This is a genomic window from Sorangium sp. So ce131 (assembly GCF_051519095.1).
Classification (GTDB): Bacteria; Myxococcota_A; Polyangia; order Polyangiales; family Polyangiaceae; genus Sorangium.
The window spans coordinates 3,255,386-3,271,712 of sequence record NZ_CP150455.1 but is presented as its reverse complement, the minus strand read 5'-3'; the positions used below and the strand labels follow the sequence as shown (position 1 = coordinate 3,271,712).

Genomic DNA, 16,327 nt, shown 5'->3' with positions numbered 1-16,327 from the left:
CGTCGCCCTCCGCCCCCGCAGCGAGCGGCCGGCGCGCCTCGCCCGCGGCCGCCCGGCGGTCCGCGTGGCCGTCGGTGGTCCGCGTGCCCCTAGATACACGCCGTCCAGCGAAGCTCGGCTAGGGTTGAGCGCAGTGGATCCATCCGACGCCGCTCCGCCGGAGCCGAGCGCCAAGGAGCGCGGCTCTGCCCCGGAGGCCGCACGACCAGGACAGCCCAGCGTACGCCCGGACGGCGCGCCGACGTCGCGGCCCGCCTCCTCGACGCGCCCGGCCTCGTCGTCGGGGCGCCCGGCCTCGCCGTCGGGGCGCCCCGGCTCGCCGTCGATGCGGCCCAGCCGCCTGCCGTCGGGCGGCGCCGCGCCCGCCGCCGGCGCCGACACCGCCGTCTTCGGCGTCCCCCTCACCCGCGCCGAGCTGCACCGGACCGCGCTGCTCTTCTGCCTGCTCTTCCTCTCCGCCCTCATCCTCGTCGTCGGCCGCTCCGCCCGCGACGCCCTGTTCCTGACCAGGTTCCCCGTCACCTGGATCGCCCCCATGTGGATCGTGTACGGCGTCGCCTCCGCCGCCGCCGCGCTCGTCTACAACCTCGTCGCCGGCCGCCTCTCGCGCGCCCGCCTGTGCGTCGCCTTCGCCCTCTTCAGCGCGGCCACCTTCGCGCTGCTGCGCGTCCTCATCGGCCAGGAGGTGCGCGCCGCCTACCTCGTCTTCTACGTCTGGTCCGAGATCATCGCGAACTTCACCACCGTCCTCGTCTGGGCCATCGCCCAGGACCTGCACGACCCCCGCAGCGCCAAGCGCCTCTTCGGCCTGATCGGCACCGGCCGCGTCCTCGGCACCGTCGCCTGCGGCTTCGCCACGGGCGGCATCGTCACGTGGATCGGCACCGAGAACCTCCTCCTCGTGCTCATCGCGGCGCTGCTCGCCATGGCCGCGCTCACGATCCGGCTCGCGCGGCGGCACCCGCTCGAGCGGCCCCCGTCCGGCGACGACGTCCTCCTCCAGGCGCGCCTCCCGCGCGCGGCCGCCTGGCGCTCGCCGTACGCGCTCACGGTCGCGCTGTTCACGCTCCTCCTCTTCACCGTCCTCACGGTCGGCGACTACCAGTTCAAGGCGATCGCCCTCACCGCCTACCCCGACCGCGACGACCTCGCCCGGTTCATGGGCTTCCTCTACGGCGCCGTCGGCGTGATCGGCCTCGTCGTGCAGCTCGGCGTCACGCCGCTCGTCCTCCGGCGCCACGGCGTGCTCGGCGGGCTGCTCGCCATGCCGGCCGCGTTCACCGCGAGCACCGCCGCGCTGCTCGCGAGCCCCTCCCTCGCCTTCGCCGCGATCCTCAAGGTCAGCGACAACGCGCTCCAGTTCACGCTGCACGACGCCACCATGCAGCTGCTCTTCTTCCCGTTCCCGCCGGCGCTCCGGGAGCGGGTGCGCACGCTCGTCTCCGCGATCGCCAAGCCCCTCGGCTACGGCGTCGGCGCCCTGCTCCTGCTCGCCCTCGCCCCCACCGCCGCGGCCGGCCCCGCGCTCGTCGACGACGCCGCGCTGATCGGCCTCTACTCCCTGCCGCTCTGCATCGCCACGATCGCCCTCATCCCCCTCGCGCGGCGCGGCTACTTCGACGCCATGCGCCGCACCCTGATGCGCCGCCAGCTCGACGCCGAGAGCGTCGCCTTCGGCGCGTACGGCCCGCAGACGCGCGCGGTCCTCAAGGAGGCGCTCTACAGCCGCGCCGTCACGCAGGTGCTCTTCGCGGTCGACCAGCTCCGGCCGCACGACCCCGCCCTCGTGCGCGAGGCCATCCCCGCGCTCTCGCGCCACGGCTCCGCCCGGGTGCGCGCCCTCGCCGTGCGCCTCGCCGCCGAGCTCCAGCACGACGACGGCGCCGAGATCGCGCGCGCCGCGCTCCGCGACCGGAGCTCCGCCGTCCGCGTCGCCGCCGTCGAGGCCCTCGCCGCGCTCCTGCGGGAGGACGCCCACGACGAGCTGCTCGCGCTCGCCGGCGACGGCGCCCCCGCCCGCGGCGCCTCGCCGGAGCCGCCCGAGAGCCGGTCGCCGCGCGACGAGGCGCTCCGGGTCGCCGCCGTCGCGGCGCTCCTCCGCTACTGCGGCCTCGACGGCATGCTCGAGGGCGCGCCGCGGCTGCGCGCCCTGCTCGACAGCCCGTCGCCGCGCGACCGCGCCGCCGCCGCGCGCATCCTCGGCCTCGTCGGCCACGCGTCGCTCCAGCGCGCGCTCGCCCGGCTCATCGGCGACCCCGATCCCGCCGTGCGCCGCGAGGCCGTGCGCGCCTCGTCGAACGTCGCCGACCCGCGCCTGCTCCCGCTGCTCGCCGACGCGCTCGCCGAGCGCGCCCTCGCCCCCGCCGCCGCCCGGGCCATCGAGGCGCTCGGCGAGGACGCCGTCCCCGAGCTCGCCGCGCGCCTCGACGACGACGAGACGCCGCGCGCCGCGCGGCTCGCCATCCCCCGGGTGCTCGCGCGGCTCCGCAGCCGCGGCGCGCTCGACGCCCTGCTCGCACGGATCGACCACCCGGACGAGTCCCTCCGGCAGAAGGTGCTCGCGTCCGCCTCGCGCCTGCGCCTCGCGCTGAACGCGCCGCCGGCCCCGCTCCGCGTCGTCCGCGCGTGCATCGACGACGAGACCGTCGATCACGTCCGCATGCGCGAGGCGTACATCGCGGTGCGCCCCCGCGTCGCCGGCCCGCTGCTCGACCAGCACCAGCTCCGCCGGCTCCGCAAGGGGCTCATCCGCGTGCTCCGCCTGTGCGAGCTCGCCTACCCGCGCGAGGTCGTCGCCCTCGTGCGCACGCACGTCTTCGACCCCGACCCCGCGCTCCGGGCCAACGCGTTCGAGGTGCTCGAGTCGCTCCTCGAGCGCCGGCTGCGCGAGCGCCTCGTCGCCCTCGTCGAGCGCCTGCTCGAGCTCTACGCCGCCTTCCCGCCGAAGCCCATGCCCCCCGAGGCCGGCGCCGTCGCCTGGATCCGCCGCGAGATCGCCCGGGGCGACCCCTACGGCGCCGCGCTCGCGCTCAACGCCGTCGCGGAGCACGCGATCGCCGGCGCCGCCGAGGACGCGCTCGCCGCGACGTACGATCCCGACCCGCTCGTGCGCGAGGCCGCCGCGCTCGCCATCGCCGTGACGTCGCCGCCGGGCGCCCGCGAGCGCCTGACCGCTTTGCGGTCCGACGGCGATCCCGCGGTGGCCCGTTTCGCACGATACTGGGCGGTCACCGGCGGCACCGGCATCGATCCCGAGGACGACATGTACACCACGATCGAGAAGATCCTGTTCCTCCAGCGCGTCCCGCTCTTCTCGCGCGTGGCCGGCGACGACCTCGCGGCGCTGGCGCGCGGCTCGCTCGTGGTCTCGCTCATGAAAGGCGACGTGATCTTCCGCCAGGGCGAGCCCGGCGGCGCGCTCTACTCGATCCTCTCCGGCGAGGTGAGCCTCACGCTCGACGGCCGCGAGATCGCCCGCCTCGGCGCGAACGACGTCTTCGGCGAGATGTCGCTGTTCGACAGCGAGCCGCGCGGCTCCACCGCCGTGGTCATCGACGACGCCGAGCTGCTCCGCGTCTCGGCCGAAGACTTCCGCGAGGCGGTCCGGGAGACGGCCGAGATCGCCGACGCCGTGATCCGGGTGCTCAACCGCCGCCTGCGCGAGGCCGATCGCAAGCTGGCCGACGCACACACCCGGCTCTCGCTCCTGCCGAAGCTGCCGGTCGCGCTCCCTCCGAGGGCCGCGCCGTCCGCGACCGGCGACGACACCCCGGCGCTGGACGACGGCGACATCGATTGATCGCGCGCACCACGCGCATCACGCGCACCACGCGCATCACGCGCATCACGCGCATCACGCGCATCACGCGCCACGTCAAAACGTCAGGCGCGGCGCGACACGCCGAAGGGAATTGCGGCGCGACACGTCAAAACGTCACGCGCCGCGCGGCGCCCTCGAGCGGAACAACGGAACGCCGCTTGCACCGCTGCCCCGGAGCCAGCGCGACCTCTCCCTGGCACTCACACCGAGAAGGACCCATCATGCTGCCGATGACTCCTCCGCTGCCCGCTTCCCCTTCGCGCCCAGCGCCGGCCGGGGCGTCCGACCTCAACAGGAGCCGCCTCCGCCGGCTCGGGCGCGTGTTGCCGCTGCTCGCCGCGCTGCTCGCGCTGCCGCGGTCCGGCGCCGCCCAGGGGCTCCCCCAGGGCTACACGACCGACAGCCCTGCCGCGGCCGGTGAGACCGCTCCTTCACAGCCCGCCGAGACCCGGCAGGTCGACGTCGAGGTCGGCGTGAGCGCGGAGCTCTCGGCGGACGAGTACGAGGACACCGACCCGAGCGCCCTGATCGAGTTCCAGGAGCCGCTCGCCCCCTACGGCACCTGGATCGACGACCCGAGCTACGGCCAGGTGTGGGTGCCCTCGGCGGTCGTCGTCGGCCCCGACTTCGCGCCGTACCAGACCGCGGGGCACTGGTCGATGACCGACGAGGGCGAGTGGCTCTGGGTCAGCGACTACTCCTGGGGCCACATCCCCTTCCACTACGGCCGCTGGGTCTGGATCGCCGCGCACGGCTGGGCCTGGATCCCGGGCCGCGTGTATGCCCCGGCCTGGGTCGTCTGGCGCGTCGGCGACTACGGCTACGTCGGCTGGGCGCCGATGCCGCCCACGTACTACTGGAGCGGCGGCGTCGCGGTCTCGCTCTGGACGGTCCCCCCGGCGGCCTACGTCTTCTGCCCGACGACCCACGTGTTCCACCGCCACGTCCACACGCACATCGTCCGCGACCGCCACGTCGTCCGGCGCATCGCGGCGCACTCGCACACGTACCGGCCAGCGCGCCCCACGGCCACGAGGCCGGGGCGGGCCGACGCTCGCCCGCAAGGGGCGGGTCGCGACCCGCGCTCGAGCTCGTCGCACGGCCTGCGCCCCGGCAGCTACCGCCCTGCGTCGCCCTCGCTCGCGGAGGCCGGCGTCCCCGACTCGGCGGCGCCGAAGCACCGCGGCCGGCCGGATCCTCGCGCCCTTGCCTACGCGCGCAAGAGCACGACGCCGCGGGCGAACCTCGCGAACACGCCTCCTCGCCCGCTGGCGGCGCCCCCCGCGGGCGGCGGGCGGCGGGAGGCGTCCTCGCTGCGCGCGCCGAGGACCCCCGACGGCCGGGAGCCTTCCGGCATCGCGAGGCCCGACGGCCCGCAGCGCCGGCTGCCCGACACGGGCGCCCTGCCCCGTGCCGGCGTGAGCGCGCCGCACCGCGCTCCGCGGACGCTCACCACGCCGCCGTCGCCGCCGGAGCCGCACGTCTCCCCGGCGCCGCGCGTCGCCCCGGCGCCGCGGGTCGCCCCCGCACCGCGCGTCGCCCCGGCACCGCGCGTCGCCCCGGCGCCGCGGGTCACCCCCGCGCCGCGCGCCGTCCAGCGCGAGCCGGCGCCGGCCCCCGCGCCGCGCGCCGTACCCACGCCGCAGCTGAGCGCGCCGGTCGCGAGGCCGCGCGCCCTCCCGAGCGTGTCGCCTGCGCCGGCGCGCCCCCGGTTCCAGCTCCCCTCGAGCCCCTCGCCGGTGAGGGCGGCGCCGTCGCCGGGTCGGCCGCGGAGGTAGCGCTTGGTCCACGTCTTGCGACGTCCACGAGCAGGAGCAGAAGCGATGACTTGTTTCGCCGACTTTGTGAAGGTTCGTTCACTGGGCCTGTGGTCGTTCCTTCTCGCCGCCGCGCCCGTCGCCCTGGGCGGCTGCATCGTCGTCGACGGCGACGGTCGCCACGACCGCGGCCACCACGGCGACGTCTACCACGACGACCACAACGATCAGGACGGCGCGACCGACGACGGCTCCCAGGAGCCCTCCGAGGATCCGCTGCGCGTCGCGATCGACACCGATGCGGTCGTGGAGAGCGAGCCGGGCGAGGGCGTCGGCATCTTCGTCGAGTACGCGGCCGGCGGGACGTGGACGCTCTGGACGACCTGCGACACGAACACCTCGAAGGTCGTCTGCAGCTTCGACCTCTACGCCTCGGTGGACACCTCGTCCGAGCTGCTCGACATCACCGGGGTCGAGCTCGAGAAGACGGACGCGACGCGCCTGGCCGACGAGGGCATCGCGTACCTCCACGCCGAGACGGGCGCGGACGTCGACGCGATGACCTTCACCACGACCGAGGGCGCCGTGGTCCGGCTCGAGGCCTACCTCGACGGTGAGCTGCAGCCCCGCTTCGTCTACTGGTTCGGCAACGGCGTCCTGCACGAGGGCGCGCCCAGCAACCCGCTCGATTTCGAGCCGACGTCTCCCTGAAGCGCCGCGCGCGGCCGCCCGTCCTCGCGCCTTTCTCGGCGAGGACGAGCGCCGCGCCGGGTGTTACTTCTTCGCCTGGATCGGCTGTCCCTCGACGTCCCACGCCTCCGGCTCGCCCAGGCCGATCGCCTGGAGCTGCGGCAAGATCTCCTGTCGCGGCCCGACCACCACGAGCGTCGCCCCCTTGGGGTCCACCGCCCTCGCGAGCTCCGCGAGGCCGGCCAGCGTCGCCTTCTGGCGCGCCTGGCTCGCGGTGACGTCGAACGTCTCCGGAAGCCCGAGCCGCGCCAGCATCCCGAAGCGCACGGACGTGCGGCTCACCGTCTCGTAGGACGCGACGAGGTCCGCGCGGTCGTGCGCCTGCACCTTCGCGAGCTCGCCCGGGGTCAGCCCCGAGTCGGCCATCTTCGTGAGCTCGGCGAGCATCTCCTTCAGCGCGGGCCCGGTCGCCTCGGCGACCACGGACGCGCGCGCCATGAAGGCGCCTTGCTGCTTCATCTCGGTGAACGCCGACGCCGCGCCGTACGACCAGCCGTGGTCCTCGCGCAGGTTCTGGTTCAGGCGCGACGTGAACGAGCCCCCGAGCGCGGTGTTGATCAGCTGGAGCAGCGGCCGCCGCGGATCCCCCGCGGCGACGCCTTCCCGCACGACCGCGATCACCGACTGCGGCGCCCCCGGCCGGTCGACGAGCACGAGCCGCGGGGGTCTCCACGACGGCGCGGCGCTCGCGCCCGCCGCGCCCGCCGTCCCCGGCTGCGCCCCTGCCGCGCCGGGCGCCGCGCCCTTCGGCGACTGCGCGGCAGCGCCGGCCGCGCCCTTCGGCGACTGCGCGGCGGCTCCGGCCGCGCCCTTCGGAGCCGACCACGCGCCGAGCTCGCGCGAGACGACCTGCATCACCTCGTCCCGCCCGACGTCGCCGACCACGGCGATCACCGCGCGGTCGGGGCGCCACGCCGCCTTGTAGAACGCCTTCACGGCCGGGAGCCCGATCGTCCCGGCGTCCGCGAGCAGCCCCTCGACGGGGTGCCCGTACGGCGTGCCCGGCCCGTAGTGCGCCGCCATCGAGACCAGGAGCGAGACCCGCGACGGATCGTCGCCGCGCTTCCTGAGGTCGTTCTGCCAGAGCTCGCTGACGCGCTTCCACTCCTTGGCCTCGAGCCGCGGCCGCGCGATCACGTCGGCGAGGAGGGAGAACGCCTTCGCGAAGTTCTTCTTCAGCACGGAGAGGGTCGCGAGGCTGCCGTCCGCGCGCGCCCCGACCGAGAGGGTCGCGCCGAGGTCGTTGATCGCGCTGGACAGCTCCACCGCGCTCCGCTGCCCGGCGCCCTCGTCGAGCATGTCCGCCGTGATGTGGGCGAGCCCCGCCGCGCCCCTGGGATCGTCCGCCGAGCCCGAGGGGACGGCGACGGTCACGGACACGAGCGGCAGCGCGCGCCGCTCGAGCAGCCACACCTTCACGCCGTTCGGCCCGTCGAGCACCACGGGCGACGGCGGCGTGAACGGCTGCGGCTCCGGCAGCGCCGGCTTGGGACCGAGCGCATCGGGCTCCTGGGCGGCCGCCGTCGCCCTCGGCTGCGGCGCCGCCTGGGCCGCGGGCCGCGCCGGCGCCTTCGGCTCACCGCAGCCGAGGGCCGCGGCGCCGAGCAGCGCGATCGTCGCCGCGTTGATCGCCAGACCGTATCTCGCTCTCATTTCGTCACCGCCTTCTTCGCCTCGTCGCTTCCCTTGGGCACGACGCGCAGGATCACCCGCGCGTTCGGGTCGAGCGTGCTCTTCGCGTAGGCCTGGAGCGACTCCGCGGTCGCGTCGCGGTACCGCCTGAGGTCCTGCTCGACGAACCCGGGGTCGCCCTTCCACGTCTCGTACTGGTTGAGCATCCTCGCCCGCGCGTTGACCGACTCGAGCGCGGTCACGAAGGCGGTCTCGTACTGGTTCTTGGCCCGGTCGAGCTCCTCGCGGCTCACCCGGGCGTCGCGCACCTTCGCGAGCTGGTCGTCGATGGCGGCCTCGAGCTTCTCGAGCCGCACGCCCGGCCGCGCGATCGCCTCGACGAAGAAGGTCGACTCGAGATCGCTCGAGCTCTGGTAGGCGCGCACCTCCTGGGCGAGCGGCATGTCGTAGACGAGCGCTTTGTAGAGGCGGCTCGCCTTGCCCTCCTCGAGCACGTTGGCGAGCAGGTCGAGGTCGGCGTCGCCCGGCGCGAAGCGGGCGGGGCTGTGCCAGGCCATGACCACCTTGGGGAGGTTCACGTTGTCCTCGATCGTCTCCCGCACGATCCCGTTCAGCTTCGCGGGCGCGGGCGCGGCCGGCGCGGGCACGGGCTGCCCCGGGATGCCGCCGAAGTACCGCTCGATGAGGTCGCGCGTCTTCTGCGGATCGAAGTCGCCCGCCACGACGAGGGACACGTTGTTCGGCACGTACCACCGCCGGAAGAACGCGGTCACGTCGTTGACGGTCGCGGCCTGGAGGTCCTCGTGCGAGCCGATCACCGGGTGGTGGTAGGGGTGTCCTTTCGGGTAGAGCAGCGAGGGCAGGAGGAGCTCGACCTTGCCGTAGGGCTCGTTCTCGCTCGTCTGGCGGCGCTCGTTCCGCACGACGTCGCGCTGCGCGTCGAGCTTCGCCTGGTCCATGCTGGCGGCGAGCGACGAGAACCGATCGGCCTCGAGCCAGAGCAGGAGCGGCAGCGCGTGGGCCGGCGCGACCTCGTAGTAGTCGGTCCGGTCCTCGCTGGTCCACGCGTTGTTCCAGCCGCCTTCCGCCTCCATCCACGCGTCGAACTGCTTCGTGGGGACGCGGCGCGTGCCCATGAACATGAGGTGCTCGAACAGGTGCGCGAAGCCGGTGCGCCCCGGCTCCTCGAACCGCGAGCCGACCTTGACCATGAGGTTCACGGCGACGGTCGGCAGCGCGTGGTCCTCGTGGAGGATCACGGTGAGGCCGTTCTTGAGGGCGTACTTGGTGAAGGGGACGTCGAGCTTCGGCGGGGGCGTCGCGGCGGGCGTGGCCTTCGGTGAGGCCGGCGAGGCGGCGGGCTCGGGCTTCGGCGAGGCCGGTGCGGCAGCCGCCGGCGAAGCCTTCGGGGCCGCTGGCGCGGCCTGCGGCGGCGCCGCCGGCGCGACCAGCGGCACGGAGACGGAGAGGGCCGCGGCCGCGGCCGCCACGATCGGTCGGGCGGAGCGCGGAAGCGACGGATGACGCGCGCGGATCTGCATGGGCCCGAGGGTTGCGCCCGCCCCGGTCAGGACGCAAGCGGGCTCGGCCCGGCAGGGGAGCGGGACGAGCAAGGGAGAGGTCGCGCCGCATGGACGCGGCAGCGAGAGGACGGGGGCACGCCTGCGGTGACAGAATGGCATCACCGTCGATGCCCTGGCGCGCCGCCGCGGCGGGTGGCCCCTCGCCTGCCATCACGCCGCCCGTGAGGAGACGCGTGCTGGGGGCACTGGACTCACAGGGGCTGAGCGACGGGCGTCGGGAGCACGGCGGGCGGGGGCGGCGCGAAGCAGCAAAGATGAGCTCGCTGACGTTGGGTGTCCACGCGGGAGCTGGATCTGGACGCACGGGGTGGGCTTCCGGGGCGAGGTGGAGGCGGAGGGATGTCCAGATGGCCGGGTGGGATGTCCAGATGGCCGGGTGGGATGTCCAGATGGCCGGGTGGGATGTCCAGATGGCCGGGTGGGATGTCCAGATGGCCGGGTGGGGTGTCCAGATGGCCGGGTGGGGTGTCCAGATGGCCGGGTGGGGTGTCCAGATGGCCGGGTGGGGTGTCCAGATGGCCGGGTGGGGCCTCAGATAAGGAGCGAGCAGGTCCAGAAGGACCGGAGTTTGCCGGACGCAAGGACGCGAGGGCATTGGCCCTCATGTCTCATTTCCGGATCGTTCGAGCCTCGTGCCCGGAATCCACAACGAGAGCACCTCGGGCCGTCCAAATCCGGTCGAGGTGGAGCGTTGGATCAGCGCCGGGCGCAGCGGCCTCTCTCGCTGCGTGCGCCCGGGTGGAGGTCGGTTGGATGGGTCAGTACGACATCGCCTTGCGGCACATCGCGCTGCGCTGCGGCGGCGAGCTTGCTCAGGGGCTGAGGTTCTCGTTTCCGGTTGAATCGGTGTCGTGGGTCGAGACGCAGCTCACCGCGCTGGAGCGCAGGATCGACCGAGTCCTCGAGCTCCGCGGCGGCGGTGAGCGGTGCCTCGTGCAGCTGGAGTTCATCGTCGCGCCGGGAAAGGACCTCGCGCTCCGCATGTTCGAGTACGCGGTCCTACTCGTCCTCTCGCTCCGGGCTGCGGCCGACCGGGGCCGCGGCGACGACGTGATCCCCCCGGTAGAGAGCGTGGCCGTCCTGCTGAGCGGGCGCGCTGCGCCGTGGCCTCTCGAAGGGCAGTTCCGGACGAACTGGCCCGAGAGCCACCGCTTCTGCGGCCAGCGCTTCCGTATCGAGGCGGTCTACCAGCGCAAGGTGGCCGAGCTGATGGCGCGCCCGGGCGTGTTCTGGCTCGTCTTCACGCCCCTGGCCGTGGATGCCACGGAGCACTCGATACGGCAGGTGGTCGAGGAGCTCCGCCGCCGCGAGCCTCGCGACGAGCAACGCGCGGAGCTGTATGCCGTGATGCAGGTGCTGGCAGAGCTGGCCCCCTGGGGGCACACTTGGAGCAAGGAGATCAGGATGCGAGTACAGGAGCTGGATGAGCAGTCGATCCTGGCGAGCGAGACCCTGCGGGAGGTGTTCGAGCAGGGCATCGAGAAGGGTATCGAGCAGGGCATCGAGAAGGGTATCGAGAAGGGCCGCAGGCAGGGCATCGAGGTGATGCTGCGGGGCGTGCTCGCGCGCCGGCTGCGCCGCGAGCTGAGCACTGCAGAGCAAGCCGCCGTGGCGAACAGGGCGAGCTCGCTCGACGATCCCCAGGCCGCTGCCGCGGTGTTCGACCTGGACACCGACGCCCTCCTGGCCTGGTTGCTCGGGCCCGACGCGGAGTGATCTCCTGCGTCCAGGGGATCCACCGCACCGAGCGCTGACACGTCAGCCGCAGCGCTCTCCCCTCCTCTGGATGGCCACGTCAGCCCCTTCCCACCGGCGCCCCCGCCCCCGCGCCATAGGCAGTGCGCCGCGGCCCCCGCTACGTCGTCCCCTCCCCTCCCGCCCCCTCGAACGCTTCCGCGGCCGACAACACATCCATCCGCTCGTCCCATCGCTCCCGCGGGATCCCCTCCGCCAGCGCGCCCAGCGCCCCCCGGAAGCCCGCCCGCGCCTCCGGCGCCGCCCTCCCGAGCAGGCCCAGCGCCTGCAGCCCGATCCCCGGCACCCGGCACGCCCTCGCCGCCTCGGCGAGCTCCTCCACCTCGCCGTCGTCCGCCCGCGCCCCCGCCGCCAGCGCGAGGCACCGCGAGAGCAGCGCCCCCGACGGGCGGTCCATCCCCCGCCACAACCGCTCCGCCCTCGCCCCGAGCTCCGCAGCGACCGCCGCTCGCTGCGCGCGATACGCCACCGCCGCCTCGGTCAGGCACACGAGCGCCTCGAGCTGAGGCACGCCGACGCGCACGATCGCCTCGACCAGCTCGATGTCCGGCTCCGCCGCCTCGCCCATGCGGTAAAGCGCCGACCGCACCAGCCACTCGACGCGCCCCTCCCAGTACGGGCTCCTGCAGCGCGCCGCGAGCTCCCGCGCCGCCTCCGCCCGCGCGATCGCCTCGCGGTGACGGAACGCCTCCAGGAGCGCCGACGCGGAGCGCAGCATCGCCGCGACCTGCCCCGTCTGCCACGGCTCCGACGCGGCCGCCTCCGCGTGGAGCGCCGCCGCCTCGTCGAAGCGCCCCTCGACGTAGCGAAGCCGCGCGCGGCCCTCGACGAGGCAGAGCCGCGCCACCGGGTGCCCGGCGCGCTCGGCCCACGCGTCGATCTCCACCAGCGCCTGGGCCAGTATCGACGGGGAAGCTCGCCTCGCCGCGGCCTCGATCCGCACCCCGTGCCGCCGCCGCTCCAGCTCCGGGTCGGAGAACGGCGAGAGGCCGTCGGCCAGCTCGCGCGCCCGGTCCCCGCGCGGCCCGAGCCCGGCCAGCGCCGCCTGCACCAAGAGCTCGAGGCGCATCACGTCCGGGCCGCGCACCCCGGCGCGTGACAGCTCGTAGAGCACCCTGTCCAGGGCGCGCGGCGTCCCCTCCGCAAAGGCGATCTTGACCCACACCGAGAGGATCCCGAGCTCGGCCTGGCCCGCAGCCTCCCCGCCGGGCTGGCGCGCAACCAGGAGCGCCTCGCCGAGCGTGGCCACCGCCTGACCCAGCATCCCGGCCGACGCGCGGCCCAGCGCGACCTCGATCGCCTCGTGCGCCGCCGCCAGCTCCTCGTTTCCCGCCAGCAGATGGAACAGGCGCCCCTCCTGCCCGGGACGCAGCACGCGCGCGATCGCGCGGTGCGCCTTGATCCGGCGCACCGCGGGCCACGTGATGTCGACCTGCCCGAGCGGCTCCACGCGATCGCCCGACAGACGCCGCGCGATCCCGCGGCGCACCAGCTGCTCGCACTCCGCCTCGACCTTCCACACCGGTCGCTCCATCGCCGCCGCGAGCTGCTCGATGTCGAGCTGGTGCCCGGCGAGCGCCAGCCACCGCAGGAGCTCGCCGAGGTGCGGCTCGTCTGCCAGCAGCGGCCCCTCGACGGCCGGCGTCGTCTCCCGGAGCCCCGCGCTCAGCCGATCGAGCGCCTCGCGCTGCACGGCGAGCGCCGCGCCGTCCCAGCGCGCGAGCTCGATCCGGAGCCAGAGCGTGACCTCGGCCTCTATCCGCGCGGGGAACCCCTCGGTCCGCTCCCACAAGGCGCGCGCGGCGTCCTCGCGCAGATGGAAGAGCCGGTCCGGCCCCGCGAACAACGGCCGCAGCGCCGCCTCGTCGAGGGGACCGAGCGCGATCACGTCCGCGCGCGGGGGCCCGGACGGCGCGCGCGGCACGCGCGGCACGCGCGGCACGCCGGAGAAGGCCCGGACGATCGCGCCCTCGCCGGCCCGACATCGCTCCAGGATCGCGGCCGACCAGGGGTCGAGCCGGTCCGCGTCGTCGGCGAGGATCACCGCGCCGTCGGCGAGCGCCCGCTGGAGCTGCCCCGCAGCCCAGGCCGTGACGTCCTCCAGCCGGCGCGCGCTCTGCTCCTCCATGGCGCCGAGGAGCGGGTGCAGGCTGCCCAGCGGCGCGCGGGACGGCTGCAGCGACACGACGCGAAGCCCCGCCTGCTCCAGCGCCTCGCTCGCGTCGCGCAGGCAGCGCGAGCGGCCCGAGCCCGGCGGCCCCACCAGATCGACCGGACGCCGCCCGCGCGCCGCCTCGACGACGGCCCGGAGCGCCGCGTGATCGCCGAGGCGAGGCAGCTCCGGCCCATGGCGGCGCGGCACCCGACCGCCCCGCAGCGCGGTCAGCGCCTCGGCCGCGGAGCGGAACCGATCCTCCGGCCGCTGGGCCAGGAGCCGGTTGATCACCTCGGCGAGCTGCGCCTGGATGCCGGGATCGATCTCCTGGATGGGCACCGCGGGCCATGACAGCCGCGCGTTCAAGAGGGCCCTCACGCCCTCGGCCTCGTGGGGCACGCGCCCGGTGAGCGCCCGGTAGAGCATCACCCCGGCGGCGTACAGATCGGCGCGCCCGTCCACGGCCGCGTCCACGATCTGCTCGGGGGCGAGGTAGAGCGGCGTGCCGAGCACCTGGTTGTCCTGGGTGAGCCGCGCGCCCGGCTCGCTCCAGAGCGAGATGCCGAAGTCGAGCACCGTCGGGCGCCCCTCGGCGTCGACGAGCACGTTGTCCGGCTTCAGATCGCGGTGAACGATGCCCGCGGCGTGCACGCGCGCGAGGACCTCGAACAGCGCGAGCGCTGGCGCCGCGATGTCGGCCCACGCGCGGCGCGACGGCGGCTCCGCGTCGCGGGTTTTCCCGCCCGGGAACGGCGTGCCCTCCACGCGCTCCATGACGAGGAAGGGGCGATCGCCCTCCACCCCCTCGTCGAGCAGCTGCACCACGCCCGGCACCCGCAGCATGCGCAGGGCGGCGATCTCGCGGCGCACGCGCGCCGAGCTCGCGCCGGCCGAGCGGTGCATCCATTTCAGCGCCACGGGCCGGCCCAGCACGAGGTCCTGTGCGGTCCACACTTCGCCGTACGCGCCCGCGCCGAGGCGATCGGTGAGCCGATAACGCCGCGCGATCACCTGCCCCGGCGCGGCGCTGCCTCCTCGCGCGACGTCGGCCTCGCCGTGCCGCTCCACCCTGGCCGCACCGGCGCCTTCGCCGAGGAGGCGCGCCTCGCCGGCCGCGGCGTCGCCCCGAGGCCGCGCCTCGGCTCCCGCGGCGTCGCTCGGGGAGGGCACCCGGCCGCCCGTGCCGTGCTCGGCTTCGTCACGCTCGGCCCTGACGGGCCGCGTGATGACGGGCACCGCATCGCTGAGAAGCGTGAGATCCTCGTCCGGGCCCGGCACGAAGAGCGAGCGTACCCCGCCGCCAGAAGCCCGAGCAAACCCGGACCAGCGAGCCCAGCTCGCGATGGCCGGGCAGCGCCGCGCGCGTCGGCCGGCGCTACTCGTGCGGCACGCGCCGCGACAGCACGACCCCGGGGATCGACGCCGCGAAGGCGATCGCGAAGAACGCCGTGAACCCCACGGCGCCGGCCAGGTAGCCGCTCGCGCTGCCGGCGAGCGTCGCGGAGACCGACATCAGCGCCGACCCGATCGCGAAATGCGACGACTTGTACCCCTCGACGCAGCGCCGCATCAGGAACACCACGAGCACCGCCGTCCCGACCCCGGCGACGAGCTGCTCCAGGACGACGAGCACCACGATCCACGGCAGCGCCGGCCGCTGCCAGGCGAGCGCCACGTAGAGCAGGATCGCCAGGCTCTGCGCGAGCGCGATGGGGAAGATGGTCCTCGAGAGCCCCCACCGCTTGATCACCACGCCGCCGAGCGTCGAGCCGGCGATCGAGGCGACCGTCCCGATCCCGCCCACGTTGCCCCGCGCCGCCGTGTCGAGGCCGAGGCTCTTGAGCAGCGGCGACGACATCGCGAACATCAGCGCGTCGCCCGCCCGGTAGCAGAGGATGAACGCGAGGCTCGATCCGATCCGGGGCTGCCGCACGAACGCCCGGAACGGCTCGACGTACCGCCGCAGCCCGGCGGCGCCGGCCGCCGCCTCGGGCCGCGCGGCCGCGGCCGGCCGCGGCAAGCCCGCCGCGTGCGCGGCCGCGAGCAGCGCGATCCCGACCGCCGCCGTGGCGAAGCCGGCGCGCCACGACGCCCAGCCCGCCAGCGCGACCAAGAGCGCCCCCGCGAGCAGCGCGACCCGGTAGGCCGCGACCCGCAGCCCGGAGAAGGCCGCCTGCGCGTCCTTGTCGAGCGCCTGCAGGTAGAAGCCGTCGACCGCGATGTCGTGCGTCGCCGCCGCCACCGCGACCGCCCCGAACAGGGCCGCGACGAGCGCGAGCGCGCCGCTGTCCGCGGCCGCCGCGAGCGCGACGAGGATCACCGCGAGCGCGAGCTCGGCCCCCACGAGCCAGCGCCGCGAGCTGCCGTGCAGATCGACGAGCGGGCTCCACAGGAACTTCAGGTTCCACGGCAACCCGTAGAGCGACACGAGGCCGATGATCTCGAGGCTCGCCCCCGCCGCCGTGAAGAACTCCCCCGCGACCTTGTGCGCGATCGCGTAGGGCAGGCCCTCGGCGAAGTAGGTCGACGAGATCCAGAGGCCCCGGCCCGGCCCCCGCGACGCCGCGGCGCCGGGCGCCACCACGGACGGAGCGCCGCGCGCCGCGGCCGCCGTCCCTTCCGCGGACGGAGCGCCACGCGCCGCGGCCGCCGTCCCCTCCGCGGGCGACGCGCCGCGCGCCGGGGCGGCGGGGTCGACGGGCTTGTGGGATGTGACGGCAGCCTCCACGCCTTACTCACGCGGCGCTTTCCGCGCCTTCCCCGCACCCTTACACCAGGCTCCCCAGGGCCGACCAAATTCCAGGGTGCCGGGATGGTAGAACGCCGCGCAGCCCACCGCGCCCAGCAGCACGGCCGCCGACCCGAGGGCGCGGTG

Annotated in this window: 8 protein-coding genes; 4 read left to right on the top strand and 4 right to left on the bottom strand. The window is 75.0% G+C overall.

The annotated features are described in order from the left end of the window. The first annotated feature begins 325 nt into the window (after nt 1-325). From WMF43_RS12105 to WMF43_RS12095, 3 genes are all read left to right on the top strand, one after another. Nucleotides 326-3,799: a HEAT repeat domain-containing protein gene (locus WMF43_RS12105; RefSeq protein ID WP_437679937.1), complete on the top strand. Its 3,474-nt coding sequence runs from the start codon at nt 326-328 to the stop codon at nt 3,797-3,799. Between the two features lie 242 nt (nt 3,800-4,041). Beyond that, nucleotides 4,042-5,598: a DUF6600 domain-containing protein gene (locus tag WMF43_RS12100; RefSeq protein ID WP_437679935.1), complete on the top strand. Its 1,557-nt coding sequence runs from the start codon at nt 4,042-4,044 to the stop codon at nt 5,596-5,598. Nucleotides 5,599-5,643: 45 nt separating this feature from the next. Beyond that, nucleotides 5,644-6,288, top strand: a complete 645-nt coding sequence (locus tag WMF43_RS12095; RefSeq protein ID WP_437679934.1) for a hypothetical protein — start codon at nt 5,644-5,646, stop codon at nt 6,286-6,288. 63 nt (nt 6,289-6,351) lie between these two features. On the opposite strand, the gene WMF43_RS12090 is transcribed toward WMF43_RS12095, so the two are convergent. Both WMF43_RS12090 and WMF43_RS12085 read right to left on the bottom strand, forming a co-directional pair. After that, nucleotides 6,352-7,980, bottom strand: coding sequence for a M16 family metallopeptidase (locus tag WMF43_RS12090; protein WP_437679932.1), 1,629 nt, complete (start codon nt 7,978-7,980; stop codon nt 6,352-6,354). Then, nucleotides 7,977-9,500 (bottom strand): M16 family metallopeptidase, encoded by a 1,524-nt coding sequence (locus tag WMF43_RS12085; RefSeq protein ID WP_437679930.1) that lies wholly within the window; start codon nt 9,498-9,500, stop codon nt 7,977-7,979. Before WMF43_RS12085 ends, WMF43_RS12090 begins: the two co-directional genes overlap by 4 nt. 795 nt (nt 9,501-10,295) lie before the next feature. Between WMF43_RS12085 and WMF43_RS12080 the strand changes: the two genes are divergently transcribed. Beyond that, on the top strand, nt 10,296-11,258 hold the full coding sequence (locus WMF43_RS12080) for a hypothetical protein (RefSeq protein WP_437679928.1): 963 nt from the start codon (nt 10,296-10,298) through the stop codon (nt 11,256-11,258). Between the two features lie 139 nt (nt 11,259-11,397). Here the strand turns inward: WMF43_RS12080 and WMF43_RS12075 are convergent, their stop codons facing one another. Next, nucleotides 11,398-14,730, bottom strand: a complete 3,333-nt coding sequence (locus WMF43_RS12075) for a protein kinase domain-containing protein (RefSeq protein ID WP_437679926.1) — start codon at nt 14,728-14,730, stop codon at nt 11,398-11,400. A 97-nt stretch (nt 14,731-14,827) separates the two neighbouring features. Next, a complete protein-coding gene (locus WMF43_RS12070) occupies nt 14,828-16,180 on the bottom strand; it encodes an MFS transporter (protein WP_437679924.1) in 1,353 nt (450 codons plus the stop codon). Nucleotides 16,181-16,327: the final 147 nt, after the last annotated feature.

Coding starts and splice junctions, on each gene's coding strand:
- WMF43_RS12090 (WP_437679932.1), bottom strand. CDS start 7,980: ATGAGAGCGAGATACGGTCTGGCGATCAACGCGGCGACGATCGCGCTG.
- WMF43_RS12085 (WP_437679930.1), bottom strand. CDS start 9,500: ATGCAGATCCGCGCGCGTCATCCGTCGCTTCCGCGCTCCGCCCGACCG.
- WMF43_RS12105 (WP_437679937.1), top strand. CDS start 326: ATGCGGCCCAGCCGCCTGCCGTCGGGCGGCGCCGCGCCCGCCGCCGGC.
- WMF43_RS12100 (WP_437679935.1), top strand. CDS start 4,042: ATGCTGCCGATGACTCCTCCGCTGCCCGCTTCCCCTTCGCGCCCAGCG.
- WMF43_RS12080 (WP_437679928.1), top strand. CDS start 10,296: ATGGGTCAGTACGACATCGCCTTGCGGCACATCGCGCTGCGCTGCGGC.
- WMF43_RS12095 (WP_437679934.1), top strand. CDS start 5,644: ATGACTTGTTTCGCCGACTTTGTGAAGGTTCGTTCACTGGGCCTGTGG.